Annotated in this window: 15 protein-coding genes; 7 read left to right on the forward strand and 8 right to left on the reverse strand. The window is 70.9% G+C overall.

The window, feature by feature from the left end; genetic code table 11:
- The first annotated feature begins 42 nt into the window (after positions 1-42).
- The 3 genes from RF645_RS11330 to RF645_RS11340 are packed head-to-tail and all read left to right on the forward strand — an operon-like array spanning position 43 to position 4,040.
- Entirely contained in the window at positions 43-1,407 is a 1,365-nt protein-coding gene (locus tag RF645_RS11330) for a thiamine pyrophosphate-dependent enzyme (RefSeq protein WP_006213905.1), read from the forward strand.
- Positions 1,404-2,417 (forward strand): alpha-ketoacid dehydrogenase subunit beta, encoded by a 1,014-nt coding sequence (locus tag RF645_RS11335; protein ID WP_006213903.1) that lies wholly within the window; start codon positions 1,404-1,406, stop codon positions 2,415-2,417. Before RF645_RS11330 ends, RF645_RS11335 begins: the two co-directional genes overlap by 4 nt.
- 54 nt (positions 2,418-2,471) lie before the next feature.
- Positions 2,472-4,040 carry a 2-oxo acid dehydrogenase subunit E2 gene (locus RF645_RS11340; RefSeq protein WP_006213902.1) on the forward strand — a complete coding sequence of 523 codons (1,569 nt, stop codon included), beginning with the start codon at positions 2,472-2,474 and terminating at the stop codon, positions 4,038-4,040.
- Positions 4,041-4,136: 96 nt separating this feature from the next.
- Here the strand turns inward: RF645_RS11340 and RF645_RS11345 are convergent, their stop codons facing one another.
- The 4 genes from RF645_RS11345 to RF645_RS11360 all read right to left on the reverse strand — a co-directional run bounded on the left by RF645_RS11345 (position 4,137) and on the right by RF645_RS11360 (position 8,010).
- Complete coding sequence (locus RF645_RS11345) at positions 4,137-4,736, reverse strand: DNA-3-methyladenine glycosylase I (protein ID WP_006213901.1); 600 nt, start codon at positions 4,734-4,736, stop codon at positions 4,137-4,139.
- 113 nt (positions 4,737-4,849) lie between these two features.
- Positions 4,850-5,971, reverse strand: a complete 1,122-nt coding sequence (locus RF645_RS11350; protein WP_368819100.1) for a hypothetical protein — start codon at positions 5,969-5,971, stop codon at positions 4,850-4,852.
- Complete coding sequence (locus RF645_RS11355) at positions 5,952-7,253, reverse strand: sensor histidine kinase (RefSeq protein WP_368819101.1); 1,302 nt, start codon at positions 7,251-7,253, stop codon at positions 5,952-5,954. The genes RF645_RS11350 and RF645_RS11355 overlap by 20 nt, the downstream gene beginning before the upstream one ends.
- A gap of 40 nt (positions 7,254-7,293) precedes the next feature.
- Positions 7,294-8,010 carry a response regulator transcription factor gene (locus tag RF645_RS11360; protein WP_006213896.1) on the reverse strand — a complete coding sequence of 239 codons (717 nt, stop codon included), beginning with the start codon at positions 8,008-8,010 and terminating at the stop codon, positions 7,294-7,296.
- Between the two features lie 315 nt (positions 8,011-8,325).
- On the opposite strand from RF645_RS11360, the gene RF645_RS11365 reads away from it, so the two are divergent.
- The 3 genes from RF645_RS11365 to RF645_RS11375 are packed head-to-tail and all read left to right on the forward strand — an operon-like array spanning position 8,326 to position 12,107.
- Positions 8,326-10,068 (forward strand): long-chain-fatty-acid--CoA ligase, encoded by a 1,743-nt coding sequence (locus tag RF645_RS11365; protein WP_368819102.1) that lies wholly within the window; start codon positions 8,326-8,328, stop codon positions 10,066-10,068.
- 9 nt (positions 10,069-10,077) lie between these two features.
- Complete coding sequence (locus RF645_RS11370) at positions 10,078-11,007, forward strand: LysR family transcriptional regulator (protein WP_006213893.1); 930 nt, start codon at positions 10,078-10,080, stop codon at positions 11,005-11,007.
- Positions 11,007-12,107, forward strand: a complete 1,101-nt coding sequence (locus tag RF645_RS11375) for a mandelate racemase/muconate lactonizing enzyme family protein (RefSeq protein ID WP_368819103.1) — start codon at positions 11,007-11,009, stop codon at positions 12,105-12,107. Before RF645_RS11370 ends, RF645_RS11375 begins: the two co-directional genes overlap by 1 nt.
- A 51-nt stretch (positions 12,108-12,158) precedes the next feature.
- On the opposite strand, the gene RF645_RS11380 is transcribed toward RF645_RS11375, so the two are convergent.
- Complete coding sequence (locus RF645_RS11380) at positions 12,159-14,399, reverse strand: LuxR C-terminal-related transcriptional regulator (protein WP_368819104.1); 2,241 nt, start codon at positions 14,397-14,399, stop codon at positions 12,159-12,161.
- A complete protein-coding gene (locus tag RF645_RS11385) occupies positions 14,315-15,154 on the reverse strand; it encodes a Rieske 2Fe-2S domain-containing protein (RefSeq protein ID WP_368819105.1) in 840 nt (279 codons plus the stop codon). Before RF645_RS11385 ends, RF645_RS11380 begins: the two co-directional genes overlap by 85 nt.
- A gap of 429 nt (positions 15,155-15,583) precedes the next feature.
- Here RF645_RS11385 and catA point away from each other — a divergent pair, with 429 nt between their 5' ends.
- Complete coding sequence (gene catA, locus RF645_RS11390) at positions 15,584-16,453, forward strand: catechol 1,2-dioxygenase (protein WP_368819106.1); 870 nt, start codon at positions 15,584-15,586, stop codon at positions 16,451-16,453.
- Positions 16,454-16,801: 348 nt separating this feature from the next.
- Here the strand turns inward: catA and RF645_RS11395 are convergent, their stop codons facing one another.
- Together RF645_RS11395 and RF645_RS11400 are read right to left on the reverse strand one after the other, a co-directional pair.
- Positions 16,802-17,398 carry a hypothetical protein gene (locus RF645_RS11395; protein WP_137801851.1) on the reverse strand — a complete coding sequence of 199 codons (597 nt, stop codon included), beginning with the start codon at positions 17,396-17,398 and terminating at the stop codon, positions 16,802-16,804.
- A 59-nt stretch (positions 17,399-17,457) separates the two neighbouring features.
- Positions 17,458-18,597 carry a hypothetical protein gene (locus RF645_RS11400; protein WP_137801850.1) on the reverse strand — a complete coding sequence of 380 codons (1,140 nt, stop codon included), beginning with the start codon at positions 18,595-18,597 and terminating at the stop codon, positions 17,458-17,460.
- Positions 18,598-18,781 lie beyond the last annotated feature (184 nt).

Consider the following 18,781-nt stretch of genomic DNA (forward strand, 5'->3'; position numbering starts at 1 on the left):
CCGGGGCCGTGCCACCGCGTGAACCACACCTGGAGGTGTCCCATGGCGCAGGCCGACGAGGTCCCGGAGCGGGGACCCGATCAGGAGCAGCCCAGCGCTGAGCAGTCGTCCGCGCAGACGGCGCAGGCCGCGCCGGCCGTCGAGGTCGCCGCCGACGTGGCCCCGGACGGATCGCCGGAAGCGCTCGTCGCGGATCCCCATGACGCCCGTGCGAGCGCCGGCACCGGAGCGCACCCCGCGGCCGTGGCCGCGACCATGCCCGTGGTCCGCCTGCTCGACGAGAACGGCGTCCGCCAGCACGACGAGCGCTTCTCGGGCTGGGTCGAGGACGTCGATGCCGAGGCGCTGCAGCGGATGCACCGCTCGATGGTGCGGGCGCGCCGCCTGGACGAGATGGCCACTGCGCTGCAGCGCCAGGGCGAGATGGCCCTGTGGCCCCCGCTGCGCGGCCAGGAGGCGGCCCAGGTCGGCTCGGCGCTGGCCCAGGGCGAGAACGACTACGTCTTCCCCTCCTACCGCGAGCATGCCGTGGTCCTGGAGCGCGGGGTCCCGGCCGAGCGGGTCCTGGTGCAGTTCCGGGGCCACGCGGCCTCCGGCTGGAAGCCGTCCGAGACCCGGACCCATGTCTACTCGCTGGTGCTGGCCTCCCAGGTCCCGCACGCGGTGGGCTACGCCATGGGCATGGTCCAGGACCGTCGGCTTGCCGAGGAGGCGGGGGAGCCCGCGCCGGAACCCGGTGCTGTCACCGTCTACTTCGGCGACGGCGCCTCGACCGAGGGCGAGATCCACGAGTCGATGGTCTTCGCCGCCTCCTACGACGCCCCCGTGGTGTTCTTCGTGCAGAACAACCAGTGGGCGATCTCGGTGCCGTTCTCCACGCAGTCCCGCGTGCCCCTGGCGGCCCGGGCGGCCGGCTATGGCTTCGAGGGCGTGCGGGTCGACGGCAACGACCCTCTGGCTGTCCTGGCGGTGACCCGGTGGGCGACCGCCGAGGCCCGCGAGGGGCGCGGCCCCGTGCTGATCGAGGCGGAGACCTTCCGACTGGGCGCGCACACCACCGCAGACGACCCCACCAAGTACCGCCTCTCCGCAGAGGAGGCGCAGTGGGCGCAGAAGGAGCCCCTGCTGCGCATGCGCGCCCTGCTCGAGACGGAGCTCGGCGTGCAGGAGCAGTGGTTCCAGGACCTGGAGGAGGAGACCGACCAGTGGCTGAAGGAGGTCCGCTCCGAGCTGCTGCGCTCCGATCCGGGTGAGCTGGACCATCGCTTCGACGTCGTCTACGCGCAGCCGCACCCGCTCGTGGAGGAGGAGCGGGCCTGGCACCGCGACTACGCCGATTCCTTCCTGGACGGCGAGGGCGGACCGGGCGCAGACGCAGGGCAGAGCCAGGAGGGGCAGAGGGCATGAGCGAGCAGCAGACGCGCACGGGCGGGCCCACGACCGTCCGGGCCACTCTGGCCAAGGCCCTGACCATGGGCATGCGCCGGGCCATGGGGGAGGACCCCCGGGTCCTGCTCATGGGCGAGGACATCGGCTCCCTGGGCGGGGTGTACCGCGTGACCGAGGGGCTCAAGGGGGAGTTCGGCGCGCACCGGGTGCTGGACACCCCTCTGGGCGAGGCTGGGATCGTGGGCACCGCCACCGGGATGGCCATGCGCGGATACCGCCCGGTGTGCGAGATCCAGTTCGACGGCTTCACCTTCCCCGCCTACAACCAGATCACGACCCAGCTGGCCAAGATGCATGCCCGCACCGACGGCGACGTCACCGTCCCGGTGACCATCCGCATCCCCTACGGCGGGCTCGTGGGCTCGATCGAGCACCACTCCGAGTCGCCCGAGGCCCAGTTCTCGCACACTGCCGGGCTGCGCATCGTCTCGCCGTCCTCGCCGCAGGACGCCTACTGGATGATCCAGCAGTCGATCGCCTGCCCCGATCCCGTGATCTTCTTCGAGCCCAAGCGCCGCTACTGGCTCAAGGGGGAGGTCGACCTCGAGAACCCGAGCACCGCCGATCCCTTCAGTGCCCAGGTGCTGCGCGAGGGCTCGGAGCTCAGCCTCGTGGCGTGGGGTCCGCTGGTGCCCGTGGCCATGGCCGCCGCAGAGGCCGCCGCGCAGGAGGGCCGCTCGGTCGAGGTGATCGACCTGCGCTCGCTGTCGCCGATCGACTTCGCGACCCTCGAGGCCTCGGTGCAGCGCACGGGGCGCATGGTCGTGGCCCACGAGGCCCCGGTCTTCTCCGGGCTGGGGGCCGAGATCGCCGCGCGCATCACGGAGCGCAGCTTCTACAGCCTCGAAGCCCCCGTGATCCGCGTGGGCGGCTACCACATGCCCTACCCGCCCGCCGGGGTCGAGGCGGACTACGTCCCGGACCTGGACCGCGTCCTGGACGGCATGGACCGGGCCTTCGCCTACTAGGACCCGCTCACCGCACGCACGCGCCCCGCACCGTCGCTTCCGAAGGATTCCCGCATGGCACAGATCTTCCGCCTCCCCGATGTCGGCGAGGGGCTCACCGAAGCCGAGATCGTCACCTGGAAGGTGCGCGTCGGCGACCAGGTCTCCGTCGATCAGCCCCTCGTGGAGATCGAGACCGCCAAGTCGCTCGTCGAGCTGCCCTCGCCCTGGGAGGGGGCCGTCCTCGAGCTGCTCGCCCAGGAGGGCGAGACCCTGGAGGTCGGCGCAGGGCTGGTCTCGATCGGCGACTCCGCCGAGGCCCCGGGCTCGCGCCCGGATCCGGGCTACTCCGCCACCAGCGCAGGCGGCGATGCCGCCGCCGATTCGAGCGATCCGGAAGCGCCGGCGCAGTCCTCCAGCGCGGAGGAGGAGCCGCAGCAGAAGCCGCTCGTGGGGTCGGGTCCCAAGGCGGATCCGGTCGTGCGCAGGCAGCGCTCGCGCCGCCCCGCCCGCCCGGAGCCGACCCGACCGGAAGCCCCTGCTCAGCAGGCCGAGCCCTCGCGCGGCCGCAGCACGGCCGAGCCCGCCGGCGGGAGGGCCTCGCTGGGCGACGGCATCGCCGACCTGCTCTCGCGAGCGGGCCTGGGGCAGGGGCCCGGCTCGCGCGGCGACCGGCTGGCCCGCCTGGCCGGGGGCGGCTCCCGAGAGGAGGCCGCGGCCCCGGGAAGCGGCGCGGTCGCAGTGCAGCCGGCGCGGGCCTCCCAGCCGGCCTTGGCCAAGCCTCCCGTCCGCAAGGCCGCCAAGGAGATGGGCATCGACCTGCGGGAGGTCTCCGGAACGGGCGAGGCCGGACAGGTCACCAAGCGAGACCTGCTGGCCTACGCCGCCCATCTGCGCGAGGTCCCGGACGGCCCCGACGGCTTCTGGGTCTCCTCGGACGCCCCCGGGGCAGGGGACCGGACGCAGCGGATCCCGGTCAAGGGCGTGCGCAAGCTGACCGCCCAGAACATGGTCAAGTCCGCGTTCTCGGCCCCGCACGTGTCGATCTTCGTGGATGTCGACGCCACGCGGACCATGGAGTTCGTGAAGCGGCTGAAGACCTCCGATCACTTCGAGGGAGTGAAGGTCACCCCGCTGCTCCTGCTGGCCCGGGCCGTCATCTGGGCCGCAGCGCGCAACCCCCAGGTCAACGCGACCTGGACCGACCGCGAGATCGTGATCAAGCGCTACATGAACCTGGGCATCGCCGCGGCGACCCCGCGCGGGCTCATGGTCCCGAACATCAAGGACGCCCAGGACATGAGCCTGCGCGAGCTGGCGATCGCCCTCAACGAGCTGACGGCCACGGCTCGTGCCGGGCGCACCCAGCCCGGCGACATGCAGAACGGCACCCTGTCGATCACGAACATCGGCTCCCTGGGGATCGACATCGGCACTCCGATCATCAACCCCGGTGAGGTCGCGATCGTGGCCTTCGGAACCATCAAGCAGAAGCCGTGGGTCGTGGACGGGGAGATCATCCCGCGGTGGATCACCACGCTCGGCGGATCGTTCGACCACCGTGTGGTCGACGGCGACCTCTCCGCGCGCTTCATGGCGGACGTGGCCCGCATCCTCGAGGAGCCCGCGCTGCTGCTCGACTGAACCCCCTCACGGCCTGACGAGCACCCCTGCGGAAGGCCCCGGTCGGCGCGCCTCGCTGCCGGGGCCGAGGCATGCGCACAGGAGCTCGCGGCCCCTTCAGCAGCGGAAGCAGCCGTCGAGGTGGCCGGGGGTCATCCCGGTGCGGGCCAGCAGCCGGGCGATCGTGCCGGGGCCGGCGTGCACGAGCCCGTGCTCGCGCAGGCGACCTGCGACCGCCTGGACGTGATCCGTCCCCTCGGCCGGCTCCAGTTCCCGCTGCCAGTCCTCGCCGGACCAGCTGCGAACGGCGCGGGCGGCGACCACCACAGCGGTGAGCTTGGCGCGATTGCGGATCAGCCGACGGTCCAGCAGCAGCTCGTCCACGGCGTCGTCATCGAGACCGGCCACGATCCGCGGGTCGAAGCAGCTGAAGACCTCCTCGAGCGCGGGCAGCCGCGACACCGAGGCGCCCGGGGCCAGCCCGGCCTGCAGGATCTCGAGGCTCAGCGCCCGGAACCACTCGGAGCGCAGCTGCGGGCGGATGCCCCACGAGGTGTCGTGATCGTCCAGGACATCCGGGGTGGACAGCGCCCACGGGCAGCGCAGCCGACCGTCGGCGCACAGCACGGGGCTCAGCAGGACGGACGGGTCGGCGCGCGGACGGTCGGTGCAGGACGGCGCATCTGAGGAGCAGTGGGCGGCTTCGGCGGTGGGCATGGCGGCACGCTACGGCGATGCTCGCAGCAGCATCGGGGCCCGAGGACCGGACTGTGCAGCTGCGGCCCCCATCTCCGCTGATCCGGGTGCTGTGGAGCCTGGTGCCCAAGGGCTCAGAACTCGGAGATCTCACCGGTTCCCTGGGCGATCTCCAGGGCGATCGCGTCCTCGTCGTCGTCGCCCGGGTCGTGCACGATCAGCACGGCGGTCTGGTCATCCGCGGGGAACGCGCGGATCGTCACCGAGCCCGCCTGCGCGGCGTCCAGCACCGCGGCGGACTGCCGGCCCACGATCCGCAGCACGCGCTCGGGCAGGACGGAGCCGCGCTCGTCGAGGATGTCCACGGAGACGCCGCGCTCGCGGGCTCGGCGGGCCGCCTCGTGCAGCTCCGGGGTCGAGATCGACCGACCGCGGATGGAATCGCGCAGGTGGGCCTCGAGGACCCGGAAGCGGCGGATCTCCTCGTCGTCCACGGGGCTCGAGTCGTAGGCGATCCGCTCGAGCGCGGGGCCGACGACACGTCGGACCTCGTGCATGCGCCGGATCGAGGCGTTGACGGTATCCTGCTCGGCGTCGTCATCGGTCCGCGCCGATGCCCCCAGCGCCCGGGCCTCGCGGCGGCGATCCACGAGCCGCTCGATCTCCGTGATGATCAGGATGGCGACGACCAGGGTGCCGGCGACCGTGGCCATGGGCGCCATGCCCATGAGCATGCCGTGCTCGGAGCGAGCGCCGAAGGTCGCACCGAGGGCGGTCGCGATGAACACCGTCCCCCAGGCCCACGCCGTGCGCTGGCGAACGGCCAGGGCGACCGGGAACAGGTGCAGCCCCTGGTACCCCCAGTGCTGCGACAGCAGCGGCAGCCGCTCGGGGTCGGAGTCGTGGGTCAGCGCCAGGCACGAGATCATGGCCACTACGGCGGTGATGACGGGAAGCTCGTCGAGCCGGCGCCGCCCTGGGGCGATCACGAGCAGGACCGCGATCATGTACGGCACGCCGGAGATCAGCTGCAGCTGCGGATGCTGGAGCAACTGCAGCAGCGGCAGCCCCGCGATCAGCGACGGGATCAGGAAGGCCAGCAGCGAGCCGAAGAACAGCACGGAGCTCTGGGCCCGGCCCTCCGCCGTGAGCCGTGCGACCCACTGGCCCACGAGGTCCAGCAGGCGGCTGCGCAGCCCGACGTCGACGTCTGCGCGGTACCTGGCGCTGCGGCGCCTAGTCCGACGGATGGGCATCGCTGGGCCACAGGATCTGGATGCGCGTCCCGCGGTGCGGGGCGGAGGCGACGTCGACCCGGCCCCCCGCGTTCTCGACATTGCCGATGATCGAGACCCGCACGCCGAGGCGCCGGGAATCCATGGAGCGCATCTGGAACCCCTTGCCGCGGTCGAGGACCTCGAAGGAGAGGTAGAAGCCGAAGGGGTTCAGCGCCGTGGGAGGGCAGGCCCCTCCGTCCATGGTCACGAAGGTGGTGGCCACGCCGGAGTGCCGTGCGCTGTTGGAGACCGCCTCGGTCACCGCGTGGATCAGGGCCTGGGCCGTGTCCGAGGGCATGAAGGCACGGGTGTGGCCCATGGGCCTGATGTCGGGGACGAGGACGTTGAAGCGCACGCGCGAGCGCCACGGGGTGAGGGCGTCGAGGAGGTCGTCCATCAGCGTGTGCACGTAGGTCGTGGCGGTTCCGGTGGCCCGCTTCTCCTCGAACTCCAGGACGCTCAGGGCACGCATGGCCAGCTCTCGAGTGCGCTTGGAGACGGCGCCCGGGGCCCGTGAGGCGTCCAGCAGCGCCGCCATGACGTTGTCGTGGATCAGCCGGTCCAGGCGCTCCTGCTCATCCGACTGCGTGCGCGAGCGGCGCAGCGCGGTGGCATGGGCGATCGCCGTGCTGTAGTCGGTGTCGGCGTGATCGGCGGCGCGCAGGGTCAGCGAGACCGCGATCGCGAGCAGGATCGCATAGAGGCAGTCGACCCCGCTCTGGATGATCTCCGACTGCAGCGGATAGCCCAGCGGCATCTGCAGGACGTAGATCCCCAGGCACAGCACCGCCCATCCGATCACGGCCAGCGAGGCGATCGCTCCCCAGGTCATCGCGGTGAGCCCCGCCGCGAGGACGAGCAGGAACGACAGCCACGGGGGAGAGATCTCGGAGGCCGGTGCCCAGATCGGGGCCAGCGAGGTGTAGCAGAGCATGATCAGGACGACGGCGGCCGTGGAGGGCCAGGTGACCACACGGCGCCGTGCGCCGAAGTAGAACAGCATGCCCGCGCAGACCTGCAGCCCGGCGAAGAACAGGGTGCTCAGCAGCGCGGGCGCCCCGGTGAGCGCGCTCACCGAGGGCAGCGCGGCCAGGCCGCTGGCGAACATCGCGGCCGCCGCGCACAGCTGCGCCGACCACTGCAGACGGTAGACGTTCGGACCCATGGTGCCGGCCGAGACCGGCGAGGGCAGCCGCGAGCGCAGGGCCCTGCCGTGATAGCGCTTGAAGTCCTGGGAGGACGGCTCGGCGGCGTGGATCATGGGTGCGCGTCGTCCCCGGTCAGCAGGACGAGCGGGCTGCTCAGCGGCGGATCTCGACGTTGTTCACATCGGCCTCGGGCTCCACCAGTCCGTCCTCGATCGCGCGGATGCGCAGATCGATCTTGGTGGGGGCAGGGCGGCCGATGCGCGCGTACTTCTCGCGGATGCGGTCGATGTTGGTCTTCACGGCGGACTGCTTGATGCCCATGCGGCGGGCCACCTGCACCTGGGCGAAGCCCGAGGCGTACAGGCGCAGCGTCTCCTGCTCGCGCGGCGAGAGGTTGGCGCGGGCGAACTCGATGTCGCCGTCGATCGCGGCCGCCAGCTCCTTGGTGATCACCGGCTTGCCGTCGGCGATGTTGCGGGCCTCTTCGATCGCGTGCTCGAGCGGCTCGGACTTGCGCACCAGCCCGAGGGCACCGGCGCGCAGGGCCTCTCGGATCAGGGCGGCGTTCTCCCCGATGGAGAAGATCAGCACCTTCATGCCGGCCTCGCGCAGGCGCTCGACGTTCTCGGACGGGCGCGAGCGGTCCGTGAGCGAGAGGTCCAGCAGCACGACGTCGCACTCGATGCGCTTGGCGCCCGGGGCGGTCAGCGCGGTGTTCTCCGGGTCGCGGCCGAGCTGGTCGATCAGGCCGGGGACGGTCGAGGCCGAGCCCACCAGCTTGACGTCCGCCTGGGAGGTCATGGAGACGAGACGGATGCCCTCGCGGACGACCTCGTGGTCATCGACGACGGCGACGAGCGTGGACGGCATGTGACACCTCTGGGAGGTTGACGGAATCGGACGGCCTGAGGGTCTGTCCGGGTGACGGACTGATGACCTCTCAGGCAGGTGTGGCCCCCGAGACGGAGCGCGCGTCTGCCCCGAACAGGCGCGGTCTCCGGCGTATGGACTTGCCTCAGTGTAGTCCAGCGCGAGGTCGTCGAAGAGGATTCGTTCCCAACTGTCCATGAATATGACTTGAGAATCGCCGACTCGGTCGCCCGCCCGCCCGTCCTGCGGAGGACCCCGGCTCGATCTCGGGACCGCAGCCGGTGCGCGCACAGCCCGGACGGTATCCTCGATCTCATGCCTGAGCAGACAGATGACCCGGCGGCCACCCCAGGATCCTCGCGGGAGCTCCTCGCGACCCGGCCGTGGACCGCCTCCTACGACGACGGCGTCGCCCATGACATCGACCTGCCCGAGACCTCGCTGATCCATATGCTCGAGCGCTCCGTGGCGGTCAACTCGCAGCGCGTGGCCCTCGAGTTCTTCGGAGCTCGCTGGAAGTACTCCCGCCTGGGCGCCGAGGTCGAGCGCGCCGCAGAGGGGCTGCGCCGGCTCGGGGTGGGCCGCGGCGACAGGGTGGCCCTCGTGCTGCCCAACTGCCCGCAGCACATCGTCGCCTTCTACGCCGTGATGCGACTGGGCGCGATCGCGGTGGAGCACAACCCGCTCTACACCGCCGCCGAGCTGCGCCACCAGTTCGAGGACCACGGCGCCAAGGTCGCGGTGGTCTGGGACAAGACGGTCGAGACCGTTCGCAGCCTCCCCGGCGATGTGGCCGTGGAGAGCATCATCTCCGTCGACATCACCCGGTCCATGCCGCTGCCCATGCGCACAGCCCTTCGCCTGCCCGTGCGCCGCCTCAGGCAGCAGCGCGCGGCGCTCACTGCCCCGGCCTCCGGGGCCACGGACTGGAAGCAGCTGCTCTCCCACGGGCCCCTGGCCCACGACCACCCCCGCCCGGGCGCGGAGGACCTCGCGATCATCCAGTACACCTCGGGGACCACGGGCCGGCCCAAGGGCGTGATGCTCAGCCATCGCAACCTCGAGTCCAACGCCGTGATGGGCCGCGAGTGGCTGCACACCGGCTCCGACGAAGTCGTCTACGGGGCTCTGCCTCTGTTCCACGTCTTCGGCATGACCCTGGGCATGACCTTCGCCATGTCGCTGGGGGCCACCCTGGTGCTGTTCCCCACGCCGCGCGCGGATCTGATCGTGGGCGCCATGAAGCGCACCCCGGCCACGGTGCTGCCGGCCGTGCCGCCGATCTACCAGAAGGTCATGGAGCTGGCCGATGAGAAGGGCCGCTCCCTGGAGGGCATCACCGTGGGCGTCTCCGGGGCCATGGCGCTGCCGCATCATCTGGTCGAGGAGTGGGAGGCGCACACCGACGGCATGCTGATCGAGGGCTACGGGCTCACCGAGTGCTCTCCGCTGGTGGCCTGCAACCCGCTCAACGACACCCGCCGCACCGGCTCGATCGGCATCCCGTTCCCGTCGACCGACATCCGCACCGTAGATCCCGAGACCCTCGAGGACACCCCCGTGGGAGAGCCCGGCGAGCTGTGGGTGCGCGGCCCGCAGGTCTTCCAGGGCTACTGGAAGCGCCCCGCTGAGACCGCCGAGATCCTGCAGGACGGCTGGCTGCGCACCGGCGACATCGTCGCGGTGGACGACGACGGCTTCCTGCGCGTGGTCGACCGGCTGAAGGAGCTGATCATCACCGGCGGCTTCAACGTGGCGCCGACCGAGGTCGAGCACGCGCTGACCACTGCTGAGGACGTCGCGGAGGCCGCCGTCGTGGGGCTGCGGGGCGAGGACGGCTCGGAGGTCGTGGTGGCCGCCGTGGTGACCTCCCCGGACCGCACGTTCGACGAAGCCCGGCTGCGCGAGCACTGCTATGGCAAGGTCACCCGCTACAAGGTGCCCCGACGGATCATCGAGCTCGACGAGCTGCCGCGCACCATGCTCGGCAAGATCCAGCGCCGCGAGGTCCGCCAGCAGCTCGAGCAGCTGGGCGTCGACCTGGCCCGTCGCAGCTAGGCCGCGTCCATGGAACTGCGCCAGCTCACCTACTTCATCGCCGTCGCGGAGGAGCGCCACTTCGGGCGCGCGGCCAAGCGGCTGCACATCGCCCAGCCGCCGCTGTCGCAGCAGATCCGCCAGTTCGAGGAGCAGCTGGGCGTCAAGCTCTTCGACCGCACCACCCGCCGCGTGGACCTCACCGCGGCCGGGGCGCTGATGCTCGAGCGCGGGCGCAGCATCCTCAACGACGTCGAGGCGCTGCAGGCGGACGTCTACCAGGTCGGCCAGGGCGCCACGGGCGTGCTGCACGTGGGCTTCTCCGGAGCCTCGACGTACAGCGTCATGCCCCGGATCGTGCGCGCGGCCGGCACGGCGTACCCCGGGCTGACCCTGGACCTGCACGGCGAGATGCTGACCCCGGCCATGGAGCGCGGGCTGCTCGAGCACACGCTCGACGCCGCGATCCTGCGCCCCCCGGTCTCCAGCCCGGAGATCGACTTCCGCATCATCAACCGCGAGCCGCTCGTGGTCGCGCTGCCCACGCACAGCCCGCTGGCCTCGGACCGGCCGCTGTCGATGGTCGAGCTGACCGAGCAGCGCTTCGTGACCTACCCGCCGGAGTCCGTGATGTACCGGATGACCGCGGACCTGTGCCGCGAGGCCGGATTCCAGCACCGCGTCTCGCAGATGGCCCAGGAGACCTCCACGATCCTGTCCTTCGTGGCCGCAGGCGGCGGCGTGGCGCTGATGCCCGCCAGCGTGCGCAGCGTCCAGCTGCGCGGCGTGCGCTACCGCGAGCTCGAGGACTCCCCGCACGCGGAGCTGGCGGTCGCCTGGCGGCGCGAGGACCGCTCGGTGCTGCTGTCCAACTTCATCCAGCTGGTCACCGAGCTGGCCGATGAACCAGAATCCGAGGACCAGCCGGGTCGCGACCCCGTCGAAAGGCCGATGCCCTGATGCAGATCGCAAAGATCGAGGCGATCCCCTACACGATCCCGTACTCCACCCCTCTGCATTTCGCCTCCGGGGCCGTCCACGAGGCCAATCACGTGCTGGTGCGCATCGAGACCTCGGACGGGGTCGTCGGCTGGGCGGACACCCCGCCGCGGCCGTACACGTACGGGGAGACGCAGAAGTCGATCGTGGCCGTGATCGAGGACATCTTCGCCCCGCAGCTGGAGGGGCTCTCGGTCTTCGACCGGGAGAAGACCCAGGCCGTCATGGCGCGGACGATCCACAACGAGACCGCCAAGGGCGCGGTGGACATCGCCCTGTGGGACTGCCTCGGCAAGATCCTGGGCCGACCCGTCACCGAGCTGCTCGGCGGATTCTCGGATCACATGCGCGTCTCGCACATGCTCGGCTTCAAGCCCGCGCAGGAGCTGCTCGACTTGGCCCTCGAGTTCCGCGAGACCTACGGCATCGACACGTTCAAGCTCAAGACCGGCCGCCGTCCGCTGTCGCTGGACGTGGAGGCCGCCTGCGTGCTGCGCGAGGGCCTGGGCGAGGACACCGAGATCTACATGGACTCGAACCGCGGCTGGAGCGCCCATGAGGCTGCAGAGGTCCTTCGCCGCACCGCGGATCTCGGGCTGAGCTTCCTGGAGGAGCCGGACGACGCCCGCGAGGTGCTGGGCCGTCGTCGGCTCGTGGAGAAGTCCGCGATCCCGATCGCCGCCGACGAGTCCGCGCCCAACATGGGCGAGGCCGCGCGCGAGATCCTGACCGGGGGAGCGAACCTGCTGTGCGTGAAGACCGCGCGCACCGGGTTCACCGAGTCCGCCAAGATCGTGGGCTTCGCCCAGGCGGCCGGCGTGGACGTCTACGTGGGCAACCAGATCGACACGCAGATCGGCTCGGTCGCCTCCGTCGTGTTCGGTGCGGCGTTCGAGCACACCCACCGCCGGGCGGGCGAGCTGTCCAACTACCTGGACATGGCCGATGACCTCATCGCCAGGCCGCTGACGATCGCCGACGGGAAGATCATGGTCCCCGACGTCCCGGGCGTGGGCACCGAGCCCGATCTGGAGAAGCTGGCCGCGCACCGCGACCGCTGAGTCGCTCGGCCCTGCGAGGGCCGCTGCGGCCCTCGCAGGGCTGCTGCGCCCTCAGCCGCCGGTCGAGCCCATGCCCTCCCTGGCGTAGACGGCCGCCAGCTCGCTGCGCGAGCGCACCCCGAACTTGGCGTAGATGCGGGTCAGGTGGAACTGCACCGTCTTCTCCGCGATGAACAGCGCCTGGGCGACCTCCTTGTTGGTCGACCCTTCGGCCACGAACTGGGCGACGGCCTGCTCCTGGGCGGTCAGCTGCACGGCCTCGGAGCCGACGTGCAGGGCGTCGGGGCCCTGCCTGCGCAGATCGGAGAGCCCGTCCGAGCCGGTCTGCTCGGCGGCCGGCACGAGGGCGTTGGCCCCGGCGGCCTTCAGCTCCCGGTCGCATCGGGACACGTAGGTCTGGGCGCCCAGGGAGGCGTAGAGCTCGCGGGCCGAGCGCAGCACGCGCGAGGCCAGCCGCCGCTTGCCGGCCCGCCGCATGCTCTGCCCGTAGGCGAAGCGCACCCGGGCCTCGAGATAGGGACGGCGCCTCGAGCGCAGCGCGTCCAGCGCCCGATCGAAGAGCTCCTGGGAGGCGTCGACCTCTCCGCGCGCGGCCAGCAGCCTCCCCTCCGCCCACGCCATGCGGGCGGCGTCGGCCGGGAAGGGCGAGGAGGGGGCGACCGACTTGAGCTCGTCCAGGAATCCCTGGGCCTCGTCGAGCTGATCGGTCATGACCAGCGAGTTCACCAGGGTGTCCTGCAAGGACCAGAACGGCTCGCGGCCAGCGGTGACCGGATCAGCCGTGCGCAGCGGGCGCAGGGCCTCCAGCGCGGGCTCGTAGTCCGCCCGGGCCTCGTGGTAGCGCGCTCGGGCCAGTGCCGCCGGGACCATCATGCTGCGGTAGCCGTCGGTCGGCACGACCGTCAGGGACAGGAAGTGCTCTGTACGGTCCCAGTCGCCTCGCATGGCGTTGAGCTCGGCGGCGGTCCAGTACAGCAGAGGCCGCATCAGGCGCATGCCCGAGGACTCGAGGCGCACGGAGGCATGGGCGATCGTGGCGGCCGCGGCGTCCCAGTCGCCCAGGATCAGCCGGCAGCGTGCCAGCCAGGACTCGGCCCACAGGGAGATGCGCAGCGATCCGCCGCGGTACTCGGTGGGCACAGCCTCCTCGAAGCGCAGGCGGGCCGTCTCCACATCGTCGGTGCGCAGGGCCAGCCAGGCGTAGCCCATGAGCAGCCGCTGCTCCTGGGCGTTGCCCACGGTCGTGCCCAGATCATCGAGGTACGGCCGCTCGGCCTCGTCCAGGCGCCGCGAGGCGAACAGCCCCAGGCCGTACATGGCGCGGGCCTCGACGCTGCTGTGATGCGGCGCCTCGGCGAGCTCAGCTGTGCGCTCGCCCCAGGTGACGATGCCCTCGCCGTCCCAGTCGGCCAGGGCGTGCAGCGTGTGCCGCAGAGCGATGCGCGCTCCGGCGCTGGGATCCAGGTCCTCGCGCACCGTGCGCCAGGCCATGGCCAGCTGCGCCGCCGCCGTCGAGCGCCGCCCCATGACGACGGCCAGGTAGCCCAGCACAAAGGCGCGCAGGGGAGACGGCGGCATGGACTCGACCACGCTGACCAGGCTCGCGGCCTGGGTGATGTCGCCGGCGCCGATCAGGGCGTCGACCCCGCGCAGCAGCCGCAGGTCGCCGTCGCGGCGGCCCAGAGAGAGCCGAGAGGCCGAGAGCATGGCTGAGGCGACCTCCGACCAGCAGCCGTCGGCCGCCTGGCGCTCGGCATAGGCGACCAGCTGCAGGGCCAGCAGCTCCTGTGGACCGGGAGAGGCCGCGACCAGGTGGCCCAGCCGCGCGCCCTCATCGGCCACGACCTCCGCGGCAGCCCGGTGCAGGGCGAAGCGGCGGGTGGGGGCGATCTGCTCGTAGACGGCGGCGGTCGCGCTGGGCTCCACGAAGTGCACCGCGGAGGGCTGCCGGTCCATGCTCAGGCGAAGCAGCCCGGCGGCGTGGCCCTCGTCGACGACGGGCAGGAAGTGGGACAGCTGCGCGAGAGCGGCCACCTGCTGCAGTGGCGCGTCCTGCCCCAGCACGGAGACGGCTTCGGCCATGCGCAGCAGCTCGGGAGAGGCTCGACGCAGCTGGGAGGCCACCCGGGCGCGCGTGCGCCGCGACGGAGGCAGCTTCGGCAGCCAGCCGTGCCATTGCTCCGAGGGGACCTCCTGGAGCAGCTCGATCACGGACTGCGGGTTGCCCCACTCCTGCCACAGCAGCAGGTGGCCGTGCTCGAAGGAGTAGAAGCCGCCCTTCTGCTTGCCCACTTGCCGGCGTCCATGGCCTTGGTGGTGTTGGTGGAGTCGCCCGAGGAGCGGCGCGAGGTGGTCGCGGCGTAGTTCCAGTGCACCGAGGTCACGTGGTAGCCGTCGGCGCCGTTCTCCGCCTGGACCTTCCAGTTGCCGTCGTAGGTGTAGGTGGAGGCGCCGCGCAGGACCTCGAGGCCGTCCGGGGACTGGTTGACGATCGAGTCGATGACCTTGGTGGCATCGCCCAGGTGCTCCTCGAGGGGCTTGACGTCCGGGTTCAGCGAGCCGAACAGGAAGCCGCGGTAGGACTCGAAGCGCGCGACCTTGGTGAGGTCGTGCGAGCCCTCCTTGTTGAAGCCCTCCGGGTAGGCGCCGTTGCGCCCGTCCTTGACCTTGAGCAGCTCGCCGCTGTTGCGGAACGTCCAGCCGTGGAACGGGCAGGTGAACGTGGTGCGGTTGTCCGTCTTGCGGCGGCACAGCATGGCGCCGCGGTGCGCGCAGGCGTTGATGATGCAGTGCAGCTGCTCGTCCTTGTCCCGGGTGATCACGACGGGGGTGCGGCCGATGTTGGTCGTGTAGTAGTCGCCGACGTTCGGGATCTGCGACTCGTGGGCCAGATAGACCCAGTTCCCCTCGAAGATGTACTTCATCTCGAGCTCGAAGACCTCTTCGTCGGTGAAGATCTCGCGCTTGGCGCGGATCACGCCGTTCTCGCGGTCGTCGATGACGGCGTTGTCGATGACCTCGTGCAGATGGCTCAGGTTCTCAGTCATGGCTCCTCATGGAGTGTCGACCGGACCGTCCCGGACGTGCCCTGGGACGGGTGCGCGGCTCGCGCTTCCCACGATGCGGTCTGCGGGAATGCGGCGTGCATCGGTGATGAACCAAGTCTGGGGCTCGGTGACGACGCTCACATCAGGGGAATGCCTAGTGGGGGGCAAGGGGTTCGCATGTGCTGATTCGAGAAGATAAACGACATGATTGATATTTGTGATGTGAGCAATGAGCGAACTAGTCTTGGCTGTATTGCACATCACATGTGCGGCCGGATCCCTCGTCCCGGCAGGATGTCCGCTGGCCCTCCGGGCCCGTGGACTGGGGCGCCGCGGTTGACAGCCGGCGGCGGGGACGGCTCCGCATCGACGCGGCGCAGCCATGGGCGGCGTGCTCGCGTCGGCAATCCGAACTATGTGGAGGTCGACATGACTGAAACCCGCAAGGAGCACGAGGGCACAGCCGTCGAGGCCGGCTCGCTCGCCACCCAGCGCTTCGCCGAGTCCGGCAAGCTCTCCGGCCTGGACGTCCCGGTCGAGCGCGTCAACGCGATCGCCTCGGACCTGGTCGACGCCCTGAACGAGATCGCCGTGAAGCACAGCGCCACGTACGAGGAGTTCAACGCGTTCAAGGCCTGGCTCATCAAGGTCGGCTCGGACGGCGAGTGGCCGCTGTTCCTCGACGTGTGGCTCGAGCACACCATTGAGGACATCAACTCCCAGGACCGTCCGGGCGTCGTCGGCACGATCGAGGGCCCGTACTACGTTCCGAACGCCCCGCAGATGCAGACCCCGGCCACGCTGGAGATGCGCGAGGACGAGGCGGGCACCCCCTTCGTGTTCCAGGGCGACTTCACCGACACCGCGGGCAACCCGATCAAGGATGCGACCGTCGAGATCTGGCATGCCGATGCCCAGGGTTTCTACTCGCAGTACGCCCCGGAGCTGCCCAAGTGGCTGTTCCGCGGCACTGTGGCCGCCGATGAGAACGGCCACTTCGAGATCCACACCATGCGCCCGGCGCCGTACCAGATCCCCACCGACGGCGCCTGCGGTCAGCTGATCGCCGCTGCCGGCTGGCACGCCTGGCGTCCGGCCCACATCCACATCAAGGTCCACGCTCCGGGCTACCAGCTGGTCACCCAGCAGCTCTACTTCCCGGGCGACGTCCATAACGAGGATGACATCGCCGGCGCCGTGAAGCCCGAGCTCATGCTGGATCCGCAGGACAACCCGAACGCCCCCGGCGAGATGGCGATCTACGACTACGTCCTGGCCCGCGAGGGCGAGACCAAGTGATCAGCCTCCGCTGATCCCGCGACGCCGGCCAGGGGGGGAGCTCCCGCTGGCCGGCGTCGCATCGCACGAGCCCTCGGGAGGCACCGATCCAGGTGCGCCCGGGGGGCTTCTGCGACTCCGCCCGACGTGCGGAGAAACATGATTAGTCGATGTCTTGTCAGTGAACTGAGGTGTCCCCTATATTGGGGGGTGTCGCGCGTATCGGCCCGAGGACGTCCCCCGTATGTGTTCTCGGATGATTCCCGCGTGCGATGGTGCGTCCCGTTCCCCCGATGCGGACGCCAGAACGGGCCCTGCTGATCCCCCAAGCGGCAGGGCCCGTTCGCACACCCGGGGGCAGGATGCTCTTCAGCGTCGCTGGCCGCGGATCCAGGAGGAGTCGTAGCCGTCGTCGGGGTGCCGGTGCGGACGATCCTCGAAGCGCTCGGGATACTCCTCGGCCCATTCCACACGGCGCAGCGGGGCGTCATCGTCATCGTGGATGGTGAGGCGGGAGGCCGCCACGAGTCCGAAGCTCAGTCCGGCGAAGGTGACCAGGGTGGCTGCGCTGACCAGCCAGACGATCGTCCAGGGGGAGCCGGACTCCGGGGCGGTGCCGTCGGCCCAGAAGGCTGCGCCCAGGAAGACGAGGGCCAGGGCAAGCACCGCGGAGGGCAGCAGCCATAGCGCGCGGCCGCGGCGGTGCTCGCGAGCGGGCAGGCGCAGCCCTGCAGGCACGCCCATGCCCACGGCCAGGAATCCCGCAGCACCCAGCACCGCAGGCAGCAGGCCCAGGGCTCCCAGGAGGCTCCGGCCGGTTGTGGAGAGCGAAGCGCACAGCAGCAGGCCCAGGCTGATCATGGCCAGAGAGATCCCGCGCACAGCCCGGCGTCGCGCGCGGACGGTGCGCTCGTCTGTCGACGGCGCTTGCACGGAGTCCTCGGCCGGATCGGGGCGCTCGGTCACGGGATCACCTCCTGGTGGTTCTGATCCGCCCGCGGATCTGCGGCAGATCTGACCCGTCTTCAGGATACGACCGGAGCCTCGCGGGTCCCGGTGAGATCCCTTCGGTAGAAGGTGGTGCCGTGCAGCGGGGCCCCGCCCATCCGCTCGAACTGGCGCGACGAGCCGCGGTTCTCCTCCACGATGAAGGTCACCAGCAGCCGGCGATACCCCTTCTCGCGCAGGCGGGACATGACCTCCTGGCTGAGCATCGACAGCAGGCCCTGGCCCTCGTGCTCCGCGCGCGTGCCCTGGACCAGCAGCAGGGCCTCGCGGCGGTAGCGCCGGTTGCGCACCAGCAGCTTGGCCTGGTCCCACAGGCGCATCCGGCCGCGCGCCTCGCGCACCGCGGGCGAGATGTTCGGGATGCAGATGAAGTGCGAGGCGATCCGCCCGGTGGCCCGATCGCGCAGCAGTCCCACGATCTCCAGATCCAGCATGATCGACAGGTCCTTGACCGAGGCGGCGAACTGCTGCTCGTCCATGGGTGTGAAGTAGTGCTGGCGGCCCATGGCCTCGTTCACTGCGGCGGCGATCTCCGGCAGGATGCCGTCCACGTCGCGGCGGCGCAGCTGCACGAGCTCCACACCGCGGGCGTCGAGCTCGGCCGCCTCGGGGCGGCGCAGCGGCGCGCGGGTCAGGTCCACGCTCCAGGTCGCACCCTCGGTCCAGCGCTCGAAGCCCAGGGCCTCGAAGCTGTCCGGGACGCGGCTCGGGTTCCAGGGCTGGTCCATGAACGTCGGCTGGGAGAAGCCGCTGGTGATCACGCCGCAGCGCTCCTGCCCGTCCAGGGCCACCGGGCCGAGCAGCTGCTGCTTGCCCATGGACCGCCCGCGCTCGGCGGCCCAGGCGGTCAGCGTCTCGAGGCAGGCGTGATCTGCGAACTCGGTGGCCCCGAAGAACAGGGTCGGCGTGCCCAGACGCTGCTCGAAGGCGTCGTGGGTGTGCACGGTCGAGCGAGCCCGCGCGGCCCCTTCCTGGTCGCGGACCAGGACCAGGTCGATGCGCCCCGGGTGATCCGCGGAGCCGTGGAACCAGCTGCGGATCGTCTCCTCCATGATCGGCATGTGCAGGTGGGCCGGGTGCAGCTGCCAGGGCAGGTCGATGAACTCCTGCAGCTGCGCCTCCGTCCGCACGATGTCGACGCGAAGTCTCTGGCTCACGGGGTGCTCTCCCTCTGGCCCGCGCGCAGCGGGTCGGGTGACGGTGGGGGTGTCGGGGTGTTCCCGCCGCCCGTGGGGGGGGCGTCTGGCGGGATCGTACGGGATGCGCGAGCGTCCTCGGTCGTGAGGCGGGTCATGGGCACTGGCCGGATCTCTTTTGGTGACGTATCATCTAAACCAGGAA

The organism is Kocuria sp. CPCC 205260 (assembly GCF_040981045.1).
GTDB lineage: Bacteria > Actinomycetota > Actinomycetes > Actinomycetales > Micrococcaceae > Kocuria > Kocuria palustris.